The sequence below is a fragment of the Bilifractor sp. HCP3S3_D3 genome (genome assembly GCF_052063915.1).
GTDB lineage: Bacteria > Bacillota > Clostridia > Lachnospirales > Lachnospiraceae > Bilifractor.
Window position 1 is genome coordinate 72,414 of record NZ_JBQHWP010000003.1, and the last position, 21,580, is coordinate 93,993.

Consider the following 21,580-nt stretch of genomic DNA (forward strand, 5'->3'; position numbering starts at 1 on the left):
CGAACAGTGAGCCGCAGCCGAATGCGAAGTATTCGTGTGCGGCGAGCGTCGCGATAGCGAGATAAAACTCGCGCAGCGTGTTTTATCTCGTTGAGTTGCATCCCAATACCGTCTCTCAATGCCGGCTCTCATCCCTGCATCCCAGAGCCAACTCTCCATGTCCCTTTCCATACATTCAATACTGCCTCTGCGCCTCATACTCAAATGCACTGACATGGTGCCTCAGCCTGTCACCCTCGATCGCTATCACATCAAACCGGCACGGCATATCCGGAGAAATCCGGTACTGCATCCGGAAGTAATCTGCCGCCCGGCTGATTCTTCTTCTTTTATTTTCATTGACTGCCTCCTCGGGCAGTCCGGCGGCGCCGTTTCTTCTGTATTTCACCTCTACGAAAACAAGAGTTCTCTGTTCCTTCGTCTCATCCCTCGCGATCAGGTCAATCTCCCCCGTGCGGCACCGGAAATTCTGGCAAAGAATCAGATAGCCCTTATCCTCCAGATACCTTGCCGCCAGCGTTTCGTATTTTGATCCCGTTTTCCTCTTATTCACCCTTTTCCTCCAATCCATCCGTTTTAAAGCCCACAAGCAGTCTTTTCCGCTCAAAATTACAATGTGATGAATCGTTACATATATTTTTGTTTTAATATGGTGTGCCGGGTCGTTACATATATTTTCGTTTTATTATATGGTGCGCCGGGTCGTTACATGTATTTTCGTTTTATTAATGGTGCGCTGGGTCGTTACATGTATTTTCGTTTTATTATCAGAAACAAGGGAAATTGCCCCCGGAATCGGGGATCAGAATCATCAGGATTTTTTCCTGCCCCAGATGTGCAAAACTGACGGTACAAGAACCAACAGACAAACGTATTAGATTCTTGTTTTTCTCCAACCGGCCATTTTGTGAAGAGCGGCGATTCCGTGGATTTAATGATTTGCATCGCCAGCCGTCTTGTGAAGGGCGAAGATTTTGGAAATGCAATGCAACATGTAAAAGACGGATGGATTTTTTACACGTCGCCAGAAAGAAAAACTGAATTTCTATGTAAAAAAATCGGGAAATGCAAAAACGCGCCTTATCAGACGTCAACAAAATGGCCGATAAATGTTCTCCGGTGAATCGGACAGGGACCGTATTCCTTAAGCGCCGCAATATGCTCTGCCGTTCCGTACCCCTTGTTCTTCGCGAACCGGTATTCCGGAAATCTCCGGTCATACTCCTCCATGAGATGGTCTCTGGTAACTTTCGCCATAATGCTGGCCGCAGCAATGCTCTGGCTCTTCGCGTCTCCCTTTACAATGGAGACCTGTCTGAACGCCAGATCCGGAATATGAACCGCATCCACCAGGAGCAGATCCGGACTTACCCCGAGCTTTCCGACTGCCATCCGCATCGCCTCATATGTTGCCTGAAGGATGTTGATCTCATCGATCCTCTCCGGAGAAGCCGTTCCGATCCCGATCGCAGTGGCTTCCCGCGAAATCACCTCAAACAGCTCCTCTCGTCTTTTCTCGGAGAGCTTCTTGGAATCATTGATATAGCGGATCCGGATCTCCTTCGGAAGAATCACGGCTCCTGCCATCACCGGCCCGGCAAGAGGTCCTCTTCCCACCTCGTCGATCCCGCAGATCAGTTCACAGTCCGGATATTTTTTTTCAAACTCACAGAGAGCCTCTACCCGCTCCATTTCCTTCCGAAGCTTTGCCTCCCGCTTTAATTCCGCTTCCTCTTTCTTCGTCATATCTGACATACGGTCCTTTCTTCTTACGGCCTCAGCATACCTGATCTCATTATTGCCGCCTGACCTCCCCATTACCAAAGCCTGAGACTTTACGGAGACATTTCGTAAAAACATCAAGCTTCGGGGATCTCCAGCGTCACTCTCCCGAGAGCGCCTCTGCGGAATTCATCCAGCAGGATAGCCGCCGCCTTCTCGTATGATACCTGATTTCCGGCCGACAGGCATTTCCTGTTTACTGCGATATTCTCCAGAATCTTTACCGGTTCTTCCGATTCGGAGACGCCATACCTTGCCTCCAGCATGCCCGGATATTCCGCTGTCAGATAGCGGATCAGTTCCAGCGAAAGTTCCTCGGTCTGCACCACATCATCACTGACAGAGCCGATAAATGCCAGGCGCACCCCGGCCTTCGGATCGTCAAACCGCGGCCACAGGATGCCCGGGGTATCCAGCAGATCAAGTTCCTTACTCAGATGAATCCACTGCTTTCCCTTGGTGACACCGGGTTTATTGCCTGTCTTTGCCGAAGCCCTTCCGGCCATGGAGTTGATAAAGGTCGATTTCCCGACATTCGGTATGCCCACAACCATCGCTTTGATCGTGCGGTTCCGGATCCCCCGGCGCCGGTCTCTTTCTATTTTCTCTCTGCATGCCTCCCGGATCAGCGGCTGGATCTGTTTCAAGGTTCCTCTGTTTCTCGAATCCGCCAGCAGGACCTGGGCTCCCTGCTGCTGATAATATTCCATCCACAGCCTGTTCCTTTTCTCATCCGCAAGGTCCGCCTTGTTGAGTACAATCAGCCTCGATTTCTGTGCGCCCATGCTGCGAATATCCGGGTTCCGGCCGGAATAAGGAATTCTCGCGTCGATCAGCTCAATGATGATATCAATCAGTTTCAGATCCTCCTGCATCTGACGTTTTGCCTTCGTCATATGTCCCGGATACCACTGTATTTCCATTCAGAACCTCCCGAAAATGATTCTTCCGCACATGAGCCTTCCTGCCGCCGTCACAAGAAGACAGATGTGTAAATGCCTTTCAAATAAATTCGACCGCGCGTTCCCGGATATAAGATTCCGGCTGTACAATTCCGGCTTTACAATTCTCTCACCTCAGAACCGAAAGCTTTCGAAACGGCAGCACACGGAGCCACAGCTTCCCCACGATCTCCGATTCCGCAATATTCCCGACCGCGTCATAACGGCTGTCTTCGCTCCCGTTGCGGTTGTCTCCGAGCACGAAATACTCATCCGCGTCAAGAGTGACTGGTTCTGACGCCACACCCGGATCAACGATTGAGGCAAAGTCATCTTTCATCGCCGTCCCGTTAATCAGTATCCTTCCATCGCTGATCTGAACCGTCTCTCCGGGCAGTCCCACGATCCTCTTGATCCGCAGGCCCTCCCCATACCTTCCGTTCCCTGAACGAAAAACAATAATATCTCCGCGCTTTGGCCGGCTCAGCCTGTATGCCGCCTCATTAATCAGACAGGTCTGTCCCGCTGATAACGTCGGTTCCATAGACCCCTCGTTGATCACAATCGCATGACAGAATGCCTGTGCAAACAGAAACGCCAGAATAAGTACGCAGGCTGCTGCAGCGCACCATCCTCCGATCCGGAATCCACGCGAATGCTGGTACGCCTTCTTCACCCCTTTCCGGCTCTCCTGAACACCCGGATCCTCCGGTTTATCGGCCTCCCGTTCCGCATCGCGCCGGAGCGCCGCCTCTGCCTGCCGTCGTTCCAGTGCCTGCTGTTCCACCGTTTTCACACCGGCCGGCGTCTCCTGCCGTTTTCTTTTCATTCTCCCCATAACTTCCGCTCCCCGTCCATTGTAAACTGTATTGCTAAATCATACCACATAAGCCGTAAAATCGCCACGACCGATTCGGGCAAAAAAGAGACCGATTCACGCAAAAAAGAGATCCTCCTTCCGCCGCCGTGGGAACTGTCCACAGCAAAGACCGATGGTCCCGCAGAAGAAAAATCTCTTTACTGTATAAGTCCAGTCGCAATGTTCTTGGCCCACGGGGAGCTTGCTCACCAGTGGGCAAGAACATTAGCGACGACAACAGGTATGAGCATGGAGCGGTGCGAAGCAACGCGGGAATGCGAATATGCGCGGGCAGTGAGCCACATCCGCTCACACAAAGTGTGAAGCGGTGGGGCGAACGCCGCGACAGACCGACGAAGTCGGTCACCTGTTAGCGGCACGGAAGCTGCGAAGCAGCGAAGTGACGCAGGAACTTATACAGTATATGGCACAACTTATCGTATGAGGTTTACTGTATAAGCTCTTCGAAAACGCAGACAGGATCATCACGCGCGAAGCGTGTGTAAGAGACTGGATGCGATTTCGAAGGCAAGAAAACAGGAGCCGACGAGGGGAATTCGCACCTGTTTCACTGTACAACAGCTATCCGAAAGCTAACCTATCCGAAAGCTGACCGATCTGAAGGCAGTTCCATCAAAAGGCAGCCTGGTAAATCTCTACAATATCCCTTCTGGTAAGCGGTACGAAGCTTCCCACGCTCTTCCTGGCCGCCTTCGCCGCCATCGTCTCGAAATTCTCCGTGCTGTCGATTCCGACCGCGCGGAGATTGGAGGGAAGTCCCATGGTCTCGAAAAGAAATGTCCGCGTCTTCGCGATCGCGTCCTTTGCGATTTTCGCCTCATCCTCACCGGAAAGCCCCCATACATTTCTGCCATATTCCGCAAAATTCCGGACAACAGACGGATCCTTTCCGAGAACGAATTCCATCCAGACCGGAGTGAGAATGGCAAGTCCCTCTCCATGTGTGATGTCATAAAAAGCTGACAGCTCATGCTCCATCGGATGAACACACCATGTCGGCTTGCTGCCGTCTGAGATCAGTCCGTTGATCGCGTGACTTGCCGCCCACATCAGATTTGCACGCGCATCGTAGTTATCCGGCTCCTTCAAAGCAACCGGGCCATATTTGATCATGGTCTTCAGAAGGCCCTCCGCGAATCTCTGCTGGACGTCGCATCCGGGTTCCTTTGTAAAATAGTTCTCGAAAGTGTGGCTCATCATGTCAGCGGTTCCTGCCGCGGTCTGCCTGCGGGAGACGGAATAGGTATATTCCGGATCAAGAATGGGCATCGTCGGTTTCATCGCTTCAGCGCATGTTCCCCACTTCTCATTCTTTGTCATATCCGAGATAACCGCAAACTTATCCATCTCAGAACCGGTCGCGGCGATCGTCAGAACGGAGAAAATCGGAAGAGCCCCGGTAATCTTCGACGGATCAAGTACCAGATCCCAGGCATCGCCGTCGTACGCAGCTCCAGCGGCCACAGCCTTCGCACAATCAATCGTACTTCCGCCGCCGATCGCAAGAACCATGTCGATCTGCTCTTTTTTGCAGAGATCAACGCCCTTACGCACCGTCTCAATTCTGGGATTTGGCTCAACCCCCGAAAGCTCCATCACCGTAAGCCCCGCATCGTTCATGATCTTCATCGCCGTGTCATAGATTCCGTTCCGCTTGATACTCCCGCCGCCATAGACGAGCAGAACCTTTGATCCATAATCGGAAAGCTCTGACAGATGAGAGATCTGTCCCTTTCCAAAATAAATTGTTGTGGGAATACTGAATCTGAAATTGTACATTTTGCCACCTTTCCCGGAATTATTCACATCCGATAAAACAAAAAGAAGGCTCCCTTTCGGGGCCTCCTTGTCCGTCTGAAATGAATTATTTAACCAGCGCTTTAACCTTTGCGGCTTTACCGGAACGACCTCTGAGGTAGTTCAGCTTTGCACGTCTAACCTTACCCTGGCGAACAACCTCCACCTTCTCTACAAGCGGAGAATGAAGCGGCCATGTCTTCTCAACGCCAATGCCGTTGGAAGTCTTGCGAACCGTGAATGTAGCGCGGTTGCTTCCACCCTGCTTCTTCAGTACGACACCCTCGAATACCTGAATTCTCTCACGGTTTCCCTCTTTGATCTTGCCGTAAACCTTAACGGTATCGCCAACGCGGAACTGCGGAACGTCCTTCTTCAGCTGCTCTTCTTCGATCTTCTTGATAATCTCGTTCATTTCTATCTCTCCTTGATACTATATAAAATGGATGTTCATACCACCGATAAACGTGACAGCGGACCATCATCCGGGACTTGCTCACCTGTCCACAGACTTTGACATTATACCTTATGCTCAGTGGAAATGCAAGACTTTTTCCCTGATATCCAGCGCGGCATTACGAAGAAGCGAATCCCCGCCGAACACCGCAGGGCTGACCCGGGCAATTACACGGAATTTGCGGTTTTCGAGGAAGGCCGAAGCCTTCTCGATCTCGTCATCGCTGCCAACGAGAACCGCCGGTGTCTCTGAACCGTACAGGCCGCGGAACCGCTCCGCAAACGGAACGGACGGGTCATAACGGACGGCGGTCTTCCCCTCCGCAGAGGCTGTCTTCTCCTCTCCCGCAGCTCCCGGAATCGCCGCAGGCTTCGCCTTCTCCACCCCTGCCGCTCCGGGCATCTCCGCAGGAAATGCGCTGTCCTCTCCCGCAGCCCCCGGCATTACCAGAAGCAGCAGGTTCCACGGTTTCATGCGAAGAAGCGTTTTCTGCAGCTTCCGTCGGTTATAATCCATGTATTCCCCGTAACGGGATACAGATTCCGTCAGAAGACGTCCATTTTCCGCCGCCCCCGGTTCTCCATAGCTCACGCAGATCACGCGATAGCTGTTCTTCAAAAGATCCGGACGGCGCTCCTTTGTACGTTTCAGAGATTCCTCATGTCTCCACTCCTCGATCTTCAGATGATCGCCGGACAGCAGAATCGGAGGAACACTCTGCTGATGCCACACCTCCGGTCTCGTGTACTGAGGATATTCAAGCAGATTGTCCTGCAGAGATTCGAACTGCGAGGATTCCTCATTTGAAAGTACACCGGGCACAAATCGGGACACCGCGTCAATCAGAACCAGGGCTCCCAGTTCTCCTCCCGTAAGCACGTAGTCGCCGATCGAAATATAATCGGTCACCGTTTCCTGGAGAACACGCTCATCGATCCCCTCATAATGACCGCAAAGGATGACCAGATCTTTTTCCTGCGCAAGCGATTCCACTTTTGTCTGGTCCAGCACCCGCGCCTGCGGGGTCATATAGACCACCCTCGGCTTCCGTCCGATCCTTGCCTCAACGGATTTCACCGCGCGGAATACCGGTTCCGGCTCCATCACCATCCCCGCGCCTCCCCCATAGGGATAATCGTCCACGCGCATGGTCTTTCTCGTAGAAAAATCACGGATATTCACAGTGTCTACACGGATGCTGCCGTTCTTGATGGCGCGTCCGGTGATGCTCGTTCCCACGGCATTCTGTATCATTTCCGGAAACAAAGTCAATACATAAAAATTCAAGCTGCATACCTCGTGAAGGGATTCTTCTCAGTGTCTTCTCCAGTCTCACATACGGAACATCGCTGCCGCCTGACCGGCGGATGAGGAAGCAGCTCCCTGCAGCTGCTTCAGATAATCCTCAATCTGTTTCATGAACGCAGGATCCCGCATCAGCCTGAAGACCTCGATAAAGGCAATCAGATAGACGATAAACAGCACGATACACATAATCAGCGCCGCTATTGCCATCCCCCTTCCCCTGTATGCCCTCGGATTTTTCCGGATCTGGTTCAGTGCGACAATTGCAAAGAAAATGCCGAGCACCGATGGGATACAGTACAGGCTGTTCAGAAAGATCGAAATGACCGCGAGTACCATTGCCGCAACCGCAAAGCTGTTGTTCCTGATCGGATATCCGGGACCATAACCCTGTCCGTAAGAACCATTTCCCTGGTTTCCGGACCAGCCTCCATTTGAATTGCTGCTGTTCCAGCTGGTATTCTGTTCATTATTCCAGCCGCTGTTCGAACTGCTGCTATTCCACCCGCCGTTCGAACTGCCGTTGTTCCAGCCACTATCTGCTTTCCCACTGTTCCAGCCGTTTCCGGAATTTCCTCCGTTTGAACCACTTCCGTTCCAGCCGCCCGCATTTTCGCTGTTCTCAGAACTGTCACGGTTATTTTTCCAATTTCCGGCAGACGGACCATCATGCCAGGCACCATTTTCCCAGTACCTGCCGTTACCGGATCCCGTCCTTTCCCGATTACTGCTCTCACCGGAATTCAGATCCGAGATGGGATGCCATTTTCCCTGGAACCAGTAGCCTCCGGGCTGCTCAGAATGTTCTTCACCGCTTCTGTTCCGGAACACATCCGTGTGATTCCCGGAACTTTCCGCATTCCCAAATCCGCCGTCTCCGCCGCCGTTTCTGGCCTCTGCCTTCTTCCGGTCAGCCTCTTCCGGATCCCAAGGAATGTCGATCTTGTCCTCGGAATCAGCCTTATCCCATATAACGCCGTGACCCGCCGCAGCCATGGCGATCTTCTGCTCTTCCTGTGTGCCGGCTTCCGCTTTCGCCGTCTCCGCGTCAGTCGCAGCCGGTGTCGCATTCTGTTCTTCCCGCACGCCGGCTTCCGTTTTCGCCGTCTCCGCGTCAGTCGCAGCCGATGCCGCATTCTGTTCTTCCCGCACGTCGGATTCTGTTTTCGCCGTCTCCGAATCAGTCGCAGCCGATGCCGCATTCTGTTCTTCCCGCACTTCGGATTCTGTTTTCGCTGTCTCCGCGTCAGTCGCGGTCGATGCCGCATTCTGTTCTTTATGGTCAATATCTTCCGCTTCCGGAAAATCCGCGGCTCCCAAAGCTCCTGCTGTTTTCTCCTGCTCTGCCGTTTTCTCCTGCTCTTCCGGTGTATCCAGAGCCGCGGGTGTCTTTGTGTCCCCGGATTTATTTACTTCCGCGTCCGTTCCGGCGCTGCGCTCTTCGGAAGGCGTCTCCGATGATCCCCGTGGTATTTCAGGTGAACTCCCGGAAATCGTATCCGGTTTACCGACCGGCCAGCCGCAGTTATTGCACGCCTTTGCGTCATCCGGCAGTTCCGCGCCACAATGTATGCATTTTTTCAATTCGTGTATACCTCTCTTCTCAATCGAGATAACACGCTCTGCGCGGGTTGCATCTCGATTACCACTCTTACCCGTCGATCAGACCGGGAAGCAGATGGACCGTCATCTCGCCCTTTTCGACGTTAACATTCATAATACACGCTTTAATTGCGGGAATCAACACTTCGCCGTGCTCCTGCGTCTCAACCGCATAGACATCGTTGGCCCCGGTCTCTATAACGTCCTTGAGCGTTCCAAAGATCTGCCCGTCCTCCGTCCGGACTGTCATTCCAATCACATCCGCAACGTAGTACTCATTTTCCTTCAGCGGCACTCCCTTTTCCCGGGGAATCATCACATCCCACGAGCGGTATTTCACCGCGTCATCCATGGATCCGATCCCTTCCAGTTTCAGTATGACAAGATTCTTGAAAAATCTGACGCCAAGGATCTGATGGGTCTCCGACTGTCTTCCGTTTGTCAGAATCACCTCATCCAGATCAAGGAACCGCTCAGGGTCGTCCGTCGTCGGAAATACCTTCATCTCCCCGCGGACACCGTGCGTCGTCGTCACCGCACCGATTTTCAGAAATTTTTCCATATTGTTTGCCCCTTATCTCCTGTACATCTGTTCCGGTCAGCGCCGCACGCAGACCATCTGTCAGCATTTCCACCTTGATATTTTGTGAACTATCAGAGCGTTCTTTATTCGTCCAGACCAATCGATATATTGAGTACGGCTTTACAGAGTGCCATCTTGTACCAATAATTGGTTTGTTTATTTTTGAACGTTCTACTATCTTTATATAAAAAGAGCCGCCGATCAAGCAGCATCAGCCCTAGAGAGATGCTCCTTAAACGACTGCTCTTATGAATCATTTATCCGTCACCGCAAGCTGCTCATGCGATTTACTCGATGATCTCGACTGTCACCTTTTTGTCAATCCGGGTAGAGGCGGTCTTCACAACGGATCGGATTGCCTTCGCAATTCTTCCCTGCCGTCCGATGACCTTGCCCATGTCCGCCGCTGCGACCTTGAGTTCAATTCGAAGGTCGCTGCCGTCTTCAATCTCCGTGACAACCACTTCATCGGGATTATCTACAAGAGCTTTGGCGATTACTTCAACCAGCTCTTTCACAAAAATCCACCTCCGGCTTGAATATGATTACTTCTGGATACCGGCGAGCTTAAAGATCTTCTCGACAACTGCAGTCGGCTGAGCGCCGTTCTTCAGCCACTTCTGAGCAGCTTCCTCATCCACCTTGTAAACGCTCGGATCCTTGGTCGGATCGTAGGTGCCGATTTCCTCAATGAATCTGCCATCTCTCGGAGACTTCGCATCTGCTACCACGATTCTATAGAAAGGTGCCTTCTTCTGTCCCATTCTCTTCAGACGAATTTTAACTGCCATTGTTCTTTTCCTCCATAATAAAAATAATTGTATATAATGTGATTTGTAATCTGTAAGGTATCTCTCCTCTGATTACTTCTATGAGAACAATCTTCCCTCTTTCGTTCCGGATATCTCCATCCGGTTAAAAAGGAAAATTGAAACCTCCCTTACCGAACATGCCTTTCCTGCCGCGCTGCTTCATCATGCCGGGCATCTGCTTCATCATCTTACGGGTCTGGTCAAACTGTTTGATAAAGCGGTTGACCTCGGAAATGTCCACTCCTGCTCCTGCGGCAATCCTCCGTTTTCGGGAAATGTTCATCAGATCAGGATTTGCGCGTTCCTTCGGCGTCATCGAGCGGACAATGGCCTCTTTTCTGGCGAGATCCTTCTCATCGATCATCCCCTCCACTTCCTTCATCTTGCTTCCGGTCATTCCCGGCATCATGGAAAGGACACTTGAAATGCCGCCCATATTCTTCATCTGCTCCATGCTGGTCATGTAGTCATCGTAGGTGAACTGCGCCTTCCGGACACGCTGTTCCATCTCCCTGGCTTTCTCTTCATCGACATTTGCCTGTGCCTTTTCGATCAGGCTGAGCACATCACCCATGCCGAGGATTCTGGACGCCATACGGTCAGGATAAAACTGCTGAAGATCCTCCATCTTCTCTCCCATACCCACGTACAGGATCGGCTTGCCGCAGATGGAACGGATCGAGAGTGCCGCACCGCCTCTTGTATCTCCATCGAGCTTCGTCAGTACCACGCCGTCGATGCCGACCTTATCCTCAAAGGTCTTCGCCACATTGACAGCTTCCTGTCCTGTCATAGCGTCTACCACAAGGATCGAACAGTCAACGGTCACCGCTTCCCGGATGGCCACAAGCTCTTCCATCATCGATTCATCGATCTGCAGACGGCCTGCCGTATCAAGGATGACCACATTGTAGCCGTTGCTTCTGGCATGCTCATATGCGGCCTTCGATATGTTCACCGGCTTTGCCTTGTTTCCCATGGAAAAGACATCGACTCCGACCTTTCCGCCGTTGGTCTGCAGCTGTTCAATCGCGCCCGGACGATATACATCGCAGGCAACCAGAAGCGGTTTCCTGCCCTTTTGTTTCAGCTTGCCTGCAAGCTTTGCGGCGGTCGTTGTCTTACCAGATCCCTGAAGACCAATCATCATGAGAACCGTAATCTGCGAGGCCGGCTTCAGCGGAAGCTCGGTCGTCTCGGAGCCCATCAGATTGATCAGCTCGTCATTTACGATCTTGACCACCATCTGACCCGGATTCAGTCCGTTCATGACATCCTGTCCGATTGCCTTCTCTTCCACGGTTTTCGTGAATTTGCGGACAACCTTGAAATTGACATCTGCCTCAAGAAGCGCCATCTTGACTTCCTTCAGCGCGGCGTGAACATCATCCTCCGTCAGCTTACCCTTGCTTCGAAGATTCCTGAACACATTCTGAAGTTTATCGGTTAAGCTTTCAAATGCCATACTCTCTGTTCCTCATATCATGCGGCGTTCTGCCCGGGTTTACAGTTCCTTCAGAATTGAAGAAGAAATACCGTAAATCTTCTCCATACGATGATCTGCCTCCGCAGCATCTGCCCGGGTTGCCGGATCTCCGAAATCCGTCAGTTTCTGAATCTCCCTGACGCTGTTCCTGATCTTCAGAAACTTCTCGACAAGGTGAAGTCTCTTCTCATAATCCTCCAGTATCCTGTCACAGCGCTTCATCAGGTCGTGCACGCCCTGGCGGCTGATTCCTTCATCTCTGGCCACCTCCGCAGCAGTATAATCCTCAAAGTTAATCTCGGAGTAGATCCGTCTCTGATGCTCTGTCAAGAGTTCGCCGTAAAAATCAAACAGGTAAGATTTCTCCACAAACTCTTCCATAGCAATTCCCGATCTCCCATCCTGCAGCGACAGCAAACGTCCATACGATAAGTCGTGCCACAAACTGTATAAGCTACGGATTGCTCCTCGCTGATGATATCCCGCTATTGCGATACCCGCCGCGAATGACTGCTTCTCAGTCACATGTGTGTCCCTGTTTGCGCACAAAACGGGTACGCTTTTCTAACGTACCCGCTTATCCTACACGATATCGCAATCCGTGTCAAGTGTTTTTACTTGACTGATCTAATTCACTGATCTGATTATTCGAACTCGATCCTGTCAAGCTTAAAGTTAAAAAGCCTGTTATACTGCACAGCCATTATGTTTTCCTCCGATAGATTCTGCTTCAAAAGTCTTGTTTATCACATCACGAAATCGTTGATATTTCTATTGTTTTATTATTCCCAAAAACATGTAATATATAGTTGACATTTTGCTATTCATTATGCTATGCTCTTGATGTCAAATAAACTTGACACAAAGTAAGGAGGACGAATCATGTATTACGAAATAGGTATCGGTATTGGATTGGCATTTGCAGTTTTTGTGCTTCTTGTGCTCGTACTCAATGAGAAGAAAAAGACCAAGCAGGTTATGTATGATGAGATGCAGGCAGCAGTCAGGGGACGTGCGTATCAGTATGCGACTGTCACCGGTGTTCTTTCCGGGATCATAACTTCGTTCCTTCTGGACTGGGATGCATTCCCTATGGACGGAAGCCTTGCAATAATGGCTGTCAGCTTTCTGATGATTACAGTCTACGTTGTCTATATGGTCATGAAGGGCGTTTACTTTGGCGTTTCGGGAAAATGGAAGAAATGGACTCTCCTGATCTTTATCATCGGTCTCTGCAATCTCATCACTGGCATACTTCGTATCGCCGAGGATGGGCTGCCGGAAGGGAAGCTAACTGCTACCAACATCACGGTCATAATGGGCGTTATGTTTATGGTCATCGTGGCTGCTGTCTTGATCCAAAAAGCGAGAGAGAAACGGAGTGAGGACTGATGAAGAATCTGAAGATGAAGTCCGCAAGAGCCGCCAAAGACCTCTCCCAACAGCAGCTTGCCGATTTGGTCGGCGTGTCACGGCAAACAATCAACGCGATTGAAAAAGGGGACTATAATCCCACAATCCGCCTCTGCATCGCCATCTGCAAAGCGCTGGATAAAACGCTTGACGATCTATTCTGGGAGGCTGGATACATTCAAAACCACGGAGATGCAGCAACATGAATTTGCCTGAAACCCGTATAAAATAAGGTTTTTTCAGGCTTGGCCTATCATTCCAGCTCAATAATCCTGATTTTATATACGGCAGAATTGTTAGATCTTATCCATAAAATAACGCAGCAGAGGATTTGCATCTTTTTCCGGGTATACGATCTCCAGCTTCTCCCGAAAGTCTCCCGTATCGAGCGGTATATACGAAAGATTGATATTGATCTGCGGCTTAAAGACATCGAATTCCGGCACAATCGCAATGCCGATCCCCGCCGCTACAAAGATGAGAATATTCTCGATATCATCCGTGACCTGTGCGACATTCTTCATGATCTCCTTATTCAGAAACGGATGCGGATGGATCTCCGAATTTGCCGGTACTTCAATCTTAAAATCATGAAGAATCAGCTTCTCATACTGGAGTTGAGACAATTCCACCTTTCGCATGCCAGACAGATAATGATCCGTCGGAACCACCACGTAATACGGATATTCTCCAATCGTCCATGAAATGCTGTTTGAATACCGAAGAAGGGGATTTTTTACATTAAAAATAATATCGTATCTGCCATTCAGATAATCATCGTGCAGATTTACGGCATTGTCACGGTTCAAGGAAATCTGAATTCCCGGATAATCCGCGCGGAATTCCTGTACTGTCCTGGGGAAGCGGGACATCTCCATTCCCTGCAGATAACCGATCCGCAATTCTCCGCTCATGCCGTCCCGTGTGGCATGCACCTTTTCGAGCGCGTCATAGTATCTGGCTACCATCATTTCCGCATCCTGCACCAGCGTTTCTCCTGCCGGGGTCAGGCGGATTCTATTATTTCTGCGCAGAAACAATTCCGCATCGAACTCCTCTTCTAACGCATGGATCTGCTGCGTCACCGCCGACTGTGAAATAAAGAACTGTCGCGCTGTCTTCGTAAAACTCAACGTCTGCGCTGCTGTCAGAAAATATTCCAATTGACGAATTGTCAAGTCACATACCTCCTCTGATTTCCTTCTCCGGCAGCAGACTGTCCGACAGCCGGAACCCATGAATGATCTTTAACGGCGCTATATAAACAGAATAACACAACATCCATCACTCCTCATAACTTTTTCTTATGATTCTCATGGATTTTTCTGTTTGATATTCTGCTCTGATCTTTTTATGATAAGGAAGTCTGTCATGAAAGAAATTGTTTTCATTTTAGAGGAGGTTTCTATGCGTCATATGCCGCTTCTCAAAAAATATCTGTACTTCATCATCGGTCTCTTCGTCAATTCTCTTGGAGTGGCTTTCATCACCAATGCCCGCCTCGGTACTTCTCCCATCTCCAGCATCCCTTATGTTCTGAGTCTGAAGTACCCCGTGACGCTCGGCGGATTTACCATTCTGTTCAGCCTTCTTCTGGTTGCGCTTCAGCTCATCCTGCTCCGGAAGAACTATCAGCCGATCCAGCTCCTTCAAATTCCGGTCTCCATCCTTTTCGGATATTTTATTGATTTTTCCATGAAATACCTGATCTACTGGCTGAATCCGCAGCAGTATCTGATGAAAATTATCAGTCTCCTGGTCGGCTGTCTGATCCTCGCCTTCGGCGTATCCATGGAATTCACAGCCAATGTGATCATGCTGCCTGGCGAAGGCGTTGCGACCGCTCTGCATCAGATTACCGGGAAAGAAGCTGGCAGTGTAAAAATTATTGTCGATGTAAGCATGATGGCTTCCGCAGTTGTTCTTTCCCTTGTCCTCTTCCACCGTGTCAACGGCGTTCGTGAAGGTACTGTGATTTCTGCCATCATTGTCGGTTATATTGCCCGTCAGTTCTGCAGACTTCTTAACCCGATCATGGAGAAGTGGTTCTATTCTACCTCCCGCTCTGTCGAGACAGGTTCCGAGAACTGACGAATCCAAGGATAAAATACTCCATTACTCTATTATCCCTCTGCTATACGTAATTGCAAACATAAAGAGACCTTCGCGTAAGCCGTTCTCGTACCATGGGCTATCGCGACAGTCTCTTTTTTTATACCGAATATAATATTTTATCCGGCATCCGGATGTTCTGCAATGGAACTGACCGGATGCTAAAGGATCGCTAAGGAACCGATTATTCTGCGTAGAAGGTTGTCATATCCGGCCACCCTCTCTCCATCGTTGTAATTCCTTTCAGATTCGGGGCCAGGATAACGCTATACTGTTCTTCGAATAGATCTTCCACGTAATGATTCTCTTTAAAGGTCTGTTCAATCTGTGCAAGTTCTTCTTTTGCTTTGTCCTCATTCGTCTCGGATAAAGCTTTCGCGATTGACTCATCAATCTCATCTGTAGTCCATTTCGGTCCACCGATACTATAATCAAGATTCGCCTTGCGGAATGCTGTAAAAGCAGTCGGTGTACGAACGAATTCATCCGATCCAACAAAGATAATATTATAATTACCGTTAAAAGCATCCTGTACAAACTGCGGTGTATCTGCCGTATTAACCGTCAGCGTGATACCAGCCTCTCTGAGCTGATCCTGAACAGCCGTTGCAAGTGTTGTGCCATCTGCAGTCGTAACGGTTGAAATCTCAAGTCCGTCAGGATAACCGGCTTCTGCGAGGAGCTGCTTTGCTTTTTCGATATCTCTTGTGCGTTCCCCTTCTTTATAGGTATCGGTATGGTATTTACTGCTGTTTGCAAACCACCCGGTCGCTACACCGGAATGGCCGGCAGTTCCGATCTGTGCGATCGCATTGAAGTCAAGTGCGGCCTGAATTGCCTCACGAACCTTCTGGTCCTTGCATGCGCCATCGCGCAGATTATAGTACAGATGGTGCACCTGTCCAAATCCATAGATCTTAACCTGAACAGCCGGATTGCCCGCATAGGTAGCAGCCTGAGATACCGGCATCTGCATGGCAACCTGGGCATTTCCTGCTTCTACTGCCATTTCACGCGCCGCAGGATCCTGTGTGAAGACGAATTTAATCGTCTTGTAGTATCCCACATAATCCGGATCCCAGTAGTTTTCGTTTCTCTCTACAGTAACAGATTCTCCACGAACCCAATCGGAAAATTTATATCGGCCGCATCCCATAACCGGTGTATTCACCACGGCATCAATACCGCCGGCTGCATTAACCTCATCTTCACTGATAATCCCGAAGTTCGACCACGCCAGCATATACAGTATATCAGGATCGGCTTCCTTGAGCCCTAGGGTGAAGGAATGCTCGTCATTGACGGAAGTCGTATCTGGATCAATATAGCGCCCGGTATCTGTATTGGCACTGTTTGCGGCAAGTGTCTGGAAAGTATATACACAATCCTCTGGTGTGAGAGGAGAACCGTCCGTCATCGTTACATCATCCCGTAGAGTGAAGCGGATATGATTACTGTCTGTCCAATCCCAGTCCGTTGCCAGGCTTGGAAGTACTTCTTTCTTATCGTCGCTCAGTTTTACCAGGCGATCCATGATGGTGTTATCAATAATCTGAATCTCATTTTCCATTTTTCCCGTTCCTGCCCAAAGACCGGATGGTTCTGACTGACACGATACAACAAGCGTCTCATCTGTCTTTTTTGTATTTGCCGGATCCATGGCGATTGCTGAAATATCTGAAAGTGCATCACTGCTTCCGGATGCCACAGATGATGCCTCTGCAGATTCCCCGGACGCAGCTTTTGATGCCGAGACAGCGGCTCCGGTACTAGAGGATGCCTTATCCGTCTTCCCTGTACTTCCGCATGCGGACATAGAAACAGCCATCAGAACTGCCAGTCCAAAACTAATCATTCTTCTGTACTTCATCCTGTTTTCCTCCCTTTATTAGCATTTACGTTCTAAATTGTATTTAATTCTCGGTACCGTCCGCGAACTTTTCATAAAACCAAGATACATTTTGTCTAATTTTTATTCAATTTTTATTTTTCCGCTTTCTAGAGGAAAAACATAACTGGGTAAACTGACGCAGCAGATCACCCTCCGCATGTCAATATCAAAGGCGATGACGTACCTAAGTATGGTTTCATATTCTTAATAATGCAGAAGGCAGGGACTGTACCAATCGGTACAGCTCCTGCCTTGAAAATTACCATACTATTTATCAGACGAGCCTAGATATGGATTAAAGTTCCTCTTTCTTTAAATCCAGGTACTCGCACTCTTCTTTCGTCAGCTTCACATCGAGAGCACGCAGGGAGGACTCCAGCTCTTCCTTATTTGCCGCTCCCAAAATCGGAAATACATTCATCGGTCCGTCAATCTCGAATGCCAGAGCAATCTGCGGGATTTCGCAGTCATGTTTCTCTGCGAGCTGCGCACATCTTTCGAGCCTTGTAAAATTCTCCTCTCCCAGGTATGCCTGAACGCTTCCCGGAAGCTCCTCCGGATGGTTCTTCCACATTTCCCTGGTGAATCTTCCGCTCATCATTCCTCCGGCCATGGAAGACCATGCCAGCACCGGCATCTGTGTCTTCTCATACCACTGTCGCGCCTCTACGTTTTCCGGTCCGGAAATTGATACACATCCGGGTGCGAAAGGATTGCTGTACTGCTGTGCCAGCGAGTAGTTCGGACTGGATACGGAGAATCCTTTCAGACCATGCTCACGGCAATAATCATTCGCCTCCTGAATTCTTTCAATACTCCAGTTGGAAGCCCCGTATGCGCCGATTTTGCCGGCACGGTAATATTTATCCAATGTCTCTACCAGTGGTCCGACCGGCTTTGTTGGATCGTCTCTGTGGAGCATGTACAGATCAATATGATCCGTTTTCATCTTGACGAGAGCATCATTCAGATCTGCCTCCATATCGAAGGTTGTGACTCTGGTACGCCATGGTGAAGGATGACAGCATTTACTGATCAGAAAAACTTCGTCTCTGTTCTTCCGGCTCTCAAAATATTTTCCGAGCGCAATCTCGGTTGTTCCTCTTCCATATCCCATTGCGGTATCAATTACATTGATTCCCAGTTCCAGCGCGTCATCCAGGCGCTTGAAATCCTCTTCATTATCATCCTTGTTGATGATATTCATGGTTCCGACGATAAAACGGCTGACTTTTTTTCCGCCTTCTTCAAATGTACTGTATTCCATATCTGTACTCTCCTTTTCCTTCTCTAACAATCGACAATATTACATTCTGTTTCTGATGATACCTGTAGATTGCGGAAGTGCGCAGCACGGAGCAATCCGCAACTTATACAGTTTGTGGCACAACATATAGTATGCGTGTTTATTATTTAAGTGCTGGTTCTCCCTTTGCATCGTAGCTGTGTCCCACCTTGGCCGGATCTATATTCTTATAGATCTCAACGATGATTCCAAGCTTTTCTCTCAGATCCAGATAAGAGAAATCCATGAGCCCGCCGATTCCCTGGCCGCGGATCCACGGATCCTTTCCGGTCTCTTCCTTGTACTCCTTGAGAACCTCTTCATATGGCTGATCAATCGCTGCCGCGATATGATGGATTCCCGGTCCATGCTCATCCAGCCACTGCTTGTAAGGAGAATCCTCTACAGGCTCGATCAATTCAATTTCCATTCCATACGCAGAGAGAAACGCCTGTCTGGCGACCTTTCCGTGTCTTGCGACTCCGTCGATCGTGAGATCTGTGGTTGGCGGATTCTCGCCGCTCATCTCATTGATCGCCCACGGGCCCATGCCGATTGCTTCCCAGTTCTTAACTGCTTCCTCTACATTCCGAACAATAATTCCGATCTGAAACAACATAGGAAATTTAGGTGTCATTTTCTTTATCCTCCTGACGCTTTCATCGTTTTCAAATTCATTTGTATAAGATTTTTGTATTTTCACTTTATGTAAAAATATCTTCTGCGCTATTTGATCCAGCGCTTTGATCCCGGGCTCTTTCGATGGTTCCATCCTATCACCCGGAAAATGTATACGCAAAGCGACGATTTCCGCTATGTAGAGGAAATATTTTATTGAATAGAAAAGTCAGGCCGACAGCACCGCTCGAGAGTGCAAAGCACTCCAGCGGTTCTATCGGCCCGACCCACATCACGTAACAACAATTCTCAAACGAGATAAAACATACTGCGCGAGTTTTATCTCGCTATCGCGACGCTCGCCGCACACGAATACTGCGCATTCGGCTGCGGCTCACTGTTCGCGTAAATCATACCATGTCCGTCTCCGGACAACTGCTTCAGACTTCTACCCAGGCAGCATCTCTCCGGCTGCTTTCCACCGCGGCGTGCAAGAATTTTACGCCCTCGATCCCGTCATCTACAGTCGGAAAATCACAATCTTTTTCCGTCAGCGTCTCCCCGCTGCTCAGCTTCAGAATTGCTCCGATCCAGACCTTATAGATGTTCGCAAACGCCTCATAAAGTCCCTCCGGATGACCAGCCGGAAGTCTGTTCATCTCTGCAGACCTCTGACTGACATAAGCCATCCCTCTGTGCCGGATTTCTGTAGGCTGTCCCTTCTTTGTAACATACAGAATATTCGGTTCCTCCTCGTGCCATTCAATCGCCCCTTCTGTACCGAATATTCGCGTGACAAGACCATTCATATGCCCGACGCAAACCTGTGAGGAACAGAATACACCGTGCGCGCCGTTCTCGAACTCCACGAGCATGTTCGCGTTCAAATCCAACGGCTGTCCGAAATAGTCCAGCTTTGCAGCCACTCGTTTCACCCGAAGCCCGGTCATATAGGCCACCGTGTTTTCGATGTGTGTTCCGATGTCTCCGACGCAGTTGGAGATCCCGGCGATTTTCGGATCTTTTCTCCAGGAAGAGAGCTTATTCATCGTCTGGTCTCCTTTTCCAATATCATCCACCAGATATTCCTGCAGATATTCCGCATTCACGTCTATGATCTGCCCGATATATCCGCTCCGGATCAATTCCCGGGCCTCTTTGACCATGTTATTGCCGGAATAGGAGTAATTGACGCAGAACATCAGATTCCGCTCCTGCGCCAGCTGCTTCAGTTCTTCCGCTTCACTCACCTCAAAGCAGAGCGGTTTCTCACAGAGTACATGGATGCCGTTTTCCAGGAACGCCTTTGCCGTCGCGTAATGGGCGTTGTTAGGCGCAGAAATCACCACGAAGTCGATGCCGTCAGGGCGCGCCCCTTCTTTTTCCGCCATTTCCCTGTAATCCTCATACACCCTGTCCGCATCCAGGCGGTAGAATTCTCCGGCCGCCTGGTTTTTCTCCTTATGCCTGCTGAAACAGCCGGCCGTCAGAAATGCCAGGCCGTCAAAACCGGCTGCGACACGATGCACATTCCCGATGAACGAGTCCAGACCCGCGCCAACCATTCCGTAAGAAACATATTTTTTCATCCTATGCATCCCCTTCCTGTTTAGTTTGCGATCGCCGAATCGAATTTAATTGCCGATTTTTTGAAATCTGCTTTTCTGACAAACGCACAAGCTTCAGTCGCTCCCGCGATACGATCCATGCCGGAATCCTCCCATTCTACGGAAAGCGGTCCCTCATAGTCATGTGCGTTCAGGACACGGATTATCTCCTCAAAATTCACATTTCCATGTCCCAAAGAGCGGAAATTCCAGCCTCTTCTGAGATCGCCGAAGTCAATATGCGAGCAGAGAAGTCCCGCTCTTCCGTCTAGCGTCACAGCGGCATCCTTCATATGTACGTGATAAACCCTGTCAATAAAATCATTCAAAAATACATGCGGCGTCACCCCCTGCCAGATCAGATGGCTTGGGTCAAAATTAATACCGAACTCTGGGCGGTCAGCAAATACCTGAAGAATTCTCTGTGTCGAATAGTAGTCAAATGCGATTTCTCCAGGATGAACCTCAAGTGCAAACCGGATTCCATTCTCACGAAACACATCGAGAATCGGACACCAAAGGTCATAAATCTGCTGATAGCCGTCTCGAATCATCTCCTCTGTCGTCTGCGGGAACGAGTAAAACCATTTCCAGATAGGAGATCCCGTGAAACCTGTCACAATATGTGCGCCAATGTTTTTCGCGGCAATCGCAGAGTATTTCATATACTCGATTCCCCATGCCCGGATCTTATCCGGCTGGCCGGCCAGCTCCGGCGGCGCAAAATTGTCCAGCCGCGGATCATTATAATCTCCGACACACTGTCCGATGACGTGCGCCGCAATCGCTTCACACTTGAGATCATATTTCTTCAGGGTGTCCCTGACCTCTTTCGCATAGTCCGGCTCTGTCGCCGCGCGCTTTACATCCAGATGCTGTCCCTGGCAGGCAAGCTCAATTCCGTCATATCCCATTTCTTTCGCAATTTTACACATGGTATCCAAATCAAGATCCGCCCACTGCGAAGTCATAATGGTCACAAGTCTTCCCATATCTGTACCTCTTTTCT

22 protein-coding genes are annotated in these 21,580 nt (G+C 49.8%); 3 read left to right on the plus strand and 19 right to left on the minus strand.

The window, feature by feature from the left end; genetic code table 11:
* Nucleotides 1–175: 175 nt before the first annotated feature.
* The 13 genes from ACTNDI_RS02620 to ylxM all read right to left on the minus strand — a co-directional run bounded on the left by ACTNDI_RS02620 (nt 176) and on the right by ylxM (nt 12,026).
* The gene (locus ACTNDI_RS02620; RefSeq protein ID WP_441099199.1) at nt 176–553 is read right to left on the minus strand and encodes a YraN family protein; all 378 of its coding nucleotides are present in this window, start codon (nt 551–553) and stop codon (nt 176–178) included.
* A gap of 530 nt (nt 554–1,083) precedes the next feature.
* Nucleotides 1,084–1,818 (minus strand): ribonuclease HII, encoded by a 735-nt coding sequence (locus ACTNDI_RS02625; RefSeq protein ID WP_441099200.1) that lies wholly within the window; start codon nt 1,816–1,818, stop codon nt 1,084–1,086.
* 41 nt (nt 1,819–1,859) lie between these two features.
* Nucleotides 1,860–2,705 (minus strand): ribosome biogenesis GTPase YlqF, encoded by an 846-nt coding sequence (gene ylqF, locus ACTNDI_RS02630; protein ID WP_441099201.1) that lies wholly within the window; start codon nt 2,703–2,705, stop codon nt 1,860–1,862.
* A gap of 148 nt (nt 2,706–2,853) precedes the next feature.
* A complete protein-coding gene (gene lepB / locus ACTNDI_RS02635; RefSeq protein WP_441099202.1) occupies nt 2,854–3,561 on the minus strand; it encodes a signal peptidase I in 708 nt (235 codons plus the stop codon).
* Between the two features lie 654 nt (nt 3,562–4,215).
* Nucleotides 4,216–5,382 (minus strand): iron-containing alcohol dehydrogenase, encoded by a 1,167-nt coding sequence (locus ACTNDI_RS02640; RefSeq protein ID WP_441099203.1) that lies wholly within the window; start codon nt 5,380–5,382, stop codon nt 4,216–4,218.
* Nucleotides 5,383–5,467: 85 nt separating this feature from the next.
* Nucleotides 5,468–5,815, minus strand: a complete 348-nt coding sequence (gene rplS, locus ACTNDI_RS02645; protein ID WP_441099204.1) for a 50S ribosomal protein L19 — start codon at nt 5,813–5,815, stop codon at nt 5,468–5,470.
* Between the two features lie 117 nt (nt 5,816–5,932).
* Nucleotides 5,933–7,144 (minus strand): tRNA (guanosine(37)-N1)-methyltransferase TrmD, encoded by a 1,212-nt coding sequence (trmD, locus tag ACTNDI_RS02650; protein WP_441099205.1) that lies wholly within the window; start codon nt 7,142–7,144, stop codon nt 5,933–5,935.
* A 45-nt stretch (nt 7,145–7,189) separates the two neighbouring features.
* Nucleotides 7,190–8,746: a DUF4190 domain-containing protein gene (locus ACTNDI_RS02655; protein WP_441099206.1), complete on the minus strand. Its 1,557-nt coding sequence runs from the start codon at nt 8,744–8,746 to the stop codon at nt 7,190–7,192.
* A 67-nt stretch (nt 8,747–8,813) separates the two neighbouring features.
* Nucleotides 8,814–9,326, minus strand: a complete 513-nt coding sequence (gene rimM / locus ACTNDI_RS02660; RefSeq protein ID WP_441099207.1) for a ribosome maturation factor RimM — start codon at nt 9,324–9,326, stop codon at nt 8,814–8,816.
* A gap of 308 nt (nt 9,327–9,634) precedes the next feature.
* Nucleotides 9,635–9,865, minus strand: coding sequence for a KH domain-containing protein (locus ACTNDI_RS02665; protein ID WP_441099208.1), 231 nt, complete (start codon nt 9,863–9,865; stop codon nt 9,635–9,637).
* A 27-nt stretch (nt 9,866–9,892) separates the two neighbouring features.
* Complete coding sequence (rpsP, locus tag ACTNDI_RS02670; RefSeq protein ID WP_441099209.1) at nt 9,893–10,138, minus strand: 30S ribosomal protein S16; 246 nt, start codon at nt 10,136–10,138, stop codon at nt 9,893–9,895.
* A gap of 124 nt (nt 10,139–10,262) precedes the next feature.
* Complete coding sequence (gene ffh, locus ACTNDI_RS02675) at nt 10,263–11,624, minus strand: signal recognition particle protein (protein WP_441099210.1); 1,362 nt, start codon at nt 11,622–11,624, stop codon at nt 10,263–10,265.
* A gap of 39 nt (nt 11,625–11,663) precedes the next feature.
* Complete coding sequence (ylxM, locus tag ACTNDI_RS02680) at nt 11,664–12,026, minus strand: YlxM family DNA-binding protein (protein WP_441099211.1); 363 nt, start codon at nt 12,024–12,026, stop codon at nt 11,664–11,666.
* A gap of 501 nt (nt 12,027–12,527) precedes the next feature.
* Here ylxM and ACTNDI_RS02685 point away from each other — a divergent pair.
* Nucleotides 12,528–13,037 carry a hypothetical protein gene (locus ACTNDI_RS02685; RefSeq protein WP_441099212.1) on the plus strand — a complete coding sequence of 170 codons (510 nt, stop codon included), beginning with the start codon at nt 12,528–12,530 and terminating at the stop codon, nt 13,035–13,037.
* A complete protein-coding gene (locus ACTNDI_RS02690; protein ID WP_441099213.1) occupies nt 13,037–13,264 on the plus strand; it encodes a helix-turn-helix transcriptional regulator in 228 nt (75 codons plus the stop codon). Before ACTNDI_RS02685 ends, ACTNDI_RS02690 begins: the two co-directional genes overlap by 1 nt.
* 90 nt (nt 13,265–13,354) lie before the next feature.
* Here the strand turns inward: ACTNDI_RS02690 and ACTNDI_RS02695 are convergent, their stop codons facing one another.
* Entirely contained in the window at nt 13,355–14,236 is an 882-nt protein-coding gene (locus ACTNDI_RS02695) for a LysR family transcriptional regulator (RefSeq protein WP_441099214.1), read from the minus strand.
* Nucleotides 14,237–14,429: 193 nt separating this feature from the next.
* On the opposite strand from ACTNDI_RS02695, the gene ACTNDI_RS02700 reads away from it, so the two are divergent.
* Complete coding sequence (locus ACTNDI_RS02700) at nt 14,430–15,149, plus strand: YczE/YyaS/YitT family protein (protein WP_441099215.1); 720 nt, start codon at nt 14,430–14,432, stop codon at nt 15,147–15,149.
* Nucleotides 15,150–15,354: 205 nt separating this feature from the next.
* Here ACTNDI_RS02700 and ACTNDI_RS02705 read toward each other — a convergent pair whose 3' ends face one another.
* The 5 genes from ACTNDI_RS02705 to ACTNDI_RS02725 form a co-directional block, all read right to left on the minus strand.
* Nucleotides 15,355–17,040, minus strand: a complete 1,686-nt coding sequence (locus tag ACTNDI_RS02705) for an ABC transporter substrate-binding protein (RefSeq protein WP_441099216.1) — start codon at nt 17,038–17,040, stop codon at nt 15,355–15,357.
* A gap of 316 nt (nt 17,041–17,356) precedes the next feature.
* Nucleotides 17,357–18,328 carry an aldo/keto reductase gene (locus ACTNDI_RS02710; protein ID WP_441099217.1) on the minus strand — a complete coding sequence of 324 codons (972 nt, stop codon included), beginning with the start codon at nt 18,326–18,328 and terminating at the stop codon, nt 17,357–17,359.
* Nucleotides 18,329–18,470: 142 nt separating this feature from the next.
* Nucleotides 18,471–18,983, minus strand: a complete 513-nt coding sequence (locus ACTNDI_RS02715; RefSeq protein ID WP_441099218.1) for a VOC family protein — start codon at nt 18,981–18,983, stop codon at nt 18,471–18,473.
* Nucleotides 18,984–19,404: 421 nt separating this feature from the next.
* Nucleotides 19,405–20,553 (minus strand): Gfo/Idh/MocA family protein, encoded by a 1,149-nt coding sequence (locus ACTNDI_RS02720; protein ID WP_441099219.1) that lies wholly within the window; start codon nt 20,551–20,553, stop codon nt 19,405–19,407.
* Nucleotides 20,554–20,573: 20 nt separating this feature from the next.
* Nucleotides 20,574–21,563 (minus strand): sugar phosphate isomerase/epimerase family protein, encoded by a 990-nt coding sequence (locus ACTNDI_RS02725; protein WP_441099220.1) that lies wholly within the window; start codon nt 21,561–21,563, stop codon nt 20,574–20,576.
* Nucleotides 21,564–21,580: the final 17 nt, after the last annotated feature.

Excerpts from the sequence above, each read along its gene's own strand:
- ylqF (WP_441099201.1), bottom strand. The coding sequence starts at position 2,705 with ATGGAAATACAGTGGTATCCGGGACATATGACGAAGGCAAAACGTCAG.
- rpsP (WP_441099209.1), bottom strand. The coding sequence starts at position 10,138 with ATGGCAGTTAAAATTCGTCTGAAGAGAATGGGACAGAAGAAGGCACCT.
- ffh (WP_441099210.1), bottom strand. The coding sequence starts at position 11,624 with ATGGCATTTGAAAGCTTAACCGATAAACTTCAGAATGTGTTCAGGAAT.
- lepB (WP_441099202.1), bottom strand. The coding sequence starts at position 3,561 with ATGGGGAGAATGAAAAGAAAACGGCAGGAGACGCCGGCCGGTGTGAAA.
- ylxM (WP_441099211.1), bottom strand. The coding sequence starts at position 12,026 with ATGGAAGAGTTTGTGGAGAAATCTTACCTGTTTGATTTTTACGGCGAA.
- ACTNDI_RS02690 (WP_441099213.1), top strand. The coding sequence starts at position 13,037 with ATGAAGAATCTGAAGATGAAGTCCGCAAGAGCCGCCAAAGACCTCTCC.
- ACTNDI_RS02640 (WP_441099203.1), bottom strand. The coding sequence starts at position 5,382 with ATGTACAATTTCAGATTCAGTATTCCCACAACAATTTATTTTGGAAAG.
- ACTNDI_RS02625 (WP_441099200.1), bottom strand. The coding sequence starts at position 1,818 with ATGGGGAGGTCAGGCGGCAATAATGAGATCAGGTATGCTGAGGCCGTA.
- rplS (WP_441099204.1), bottom strand. The coding sequence starts at position 5,815 with ATGAACGAGATTATCAAGAAGATCGAAGAAGAGCAGCTGAAGAAGGAC.
- ACTNDI_RS02705 (WP_441099216.1), bottom strand. The coding sequence starts at position 17,040 with ATGAAGTACAGAAGAATGATTAGTTTTGGACTGGCAGTTCTGATGGCT.
- ACTNDI_RS02720 (WP_441099219.1), bottom strand. The coding sequence starts at position 20,553 with ATGAAAAAATATGTTTCTTACGGAATGGTTGGCGCGGGTCTGGACTCG.
- ACTNDI_RS02715 (WP_441099218.1), bottom strand. The coding sequence starts at position 18,983 with ATGACACCTAAATTTCCTATGTTGTTTCAGATCGGAATTATTGTTCGG.
- ACTNDI_RS02725 (WP_441099220.1), bottom strand. The coding sequence starts at position 21,563 with ATGGGAAGACTTGTGACCATTATGACTTCGCAGTGGGCGGATCTTGAT.
- ACTNDI_RS02685 (WP_441099212.1), top strand. The coding sequence starts at position 12,528 with ATGTATTACGAAATAGGTATCGGTATTGGATTGGCATTTGCAGTTTTT.
- ACTNDI_RS02700 (WP_441099215.1), top strand. The coding sequence starts at position 14,430 with ATGAAAGAAATTGTTTTCATTTTAGAGGAGGTTTCTATGCGTCATATG.
- rimM (WP_441099207.1), bottom strand. The coding sequence starts at position 9,326 with ATGGAAAAATTTCTGAAAATCGGTGCGGTGACGACGACGCACGGTGTC.
- ACTNDI_RS02710 (WP_441099217.1), bottom strand. The coding sequence starts at position 18,328 with ATGGAATACAGTACATTTGAAGAAGGCGGAAAAAAAGTCAGCCGTTTT.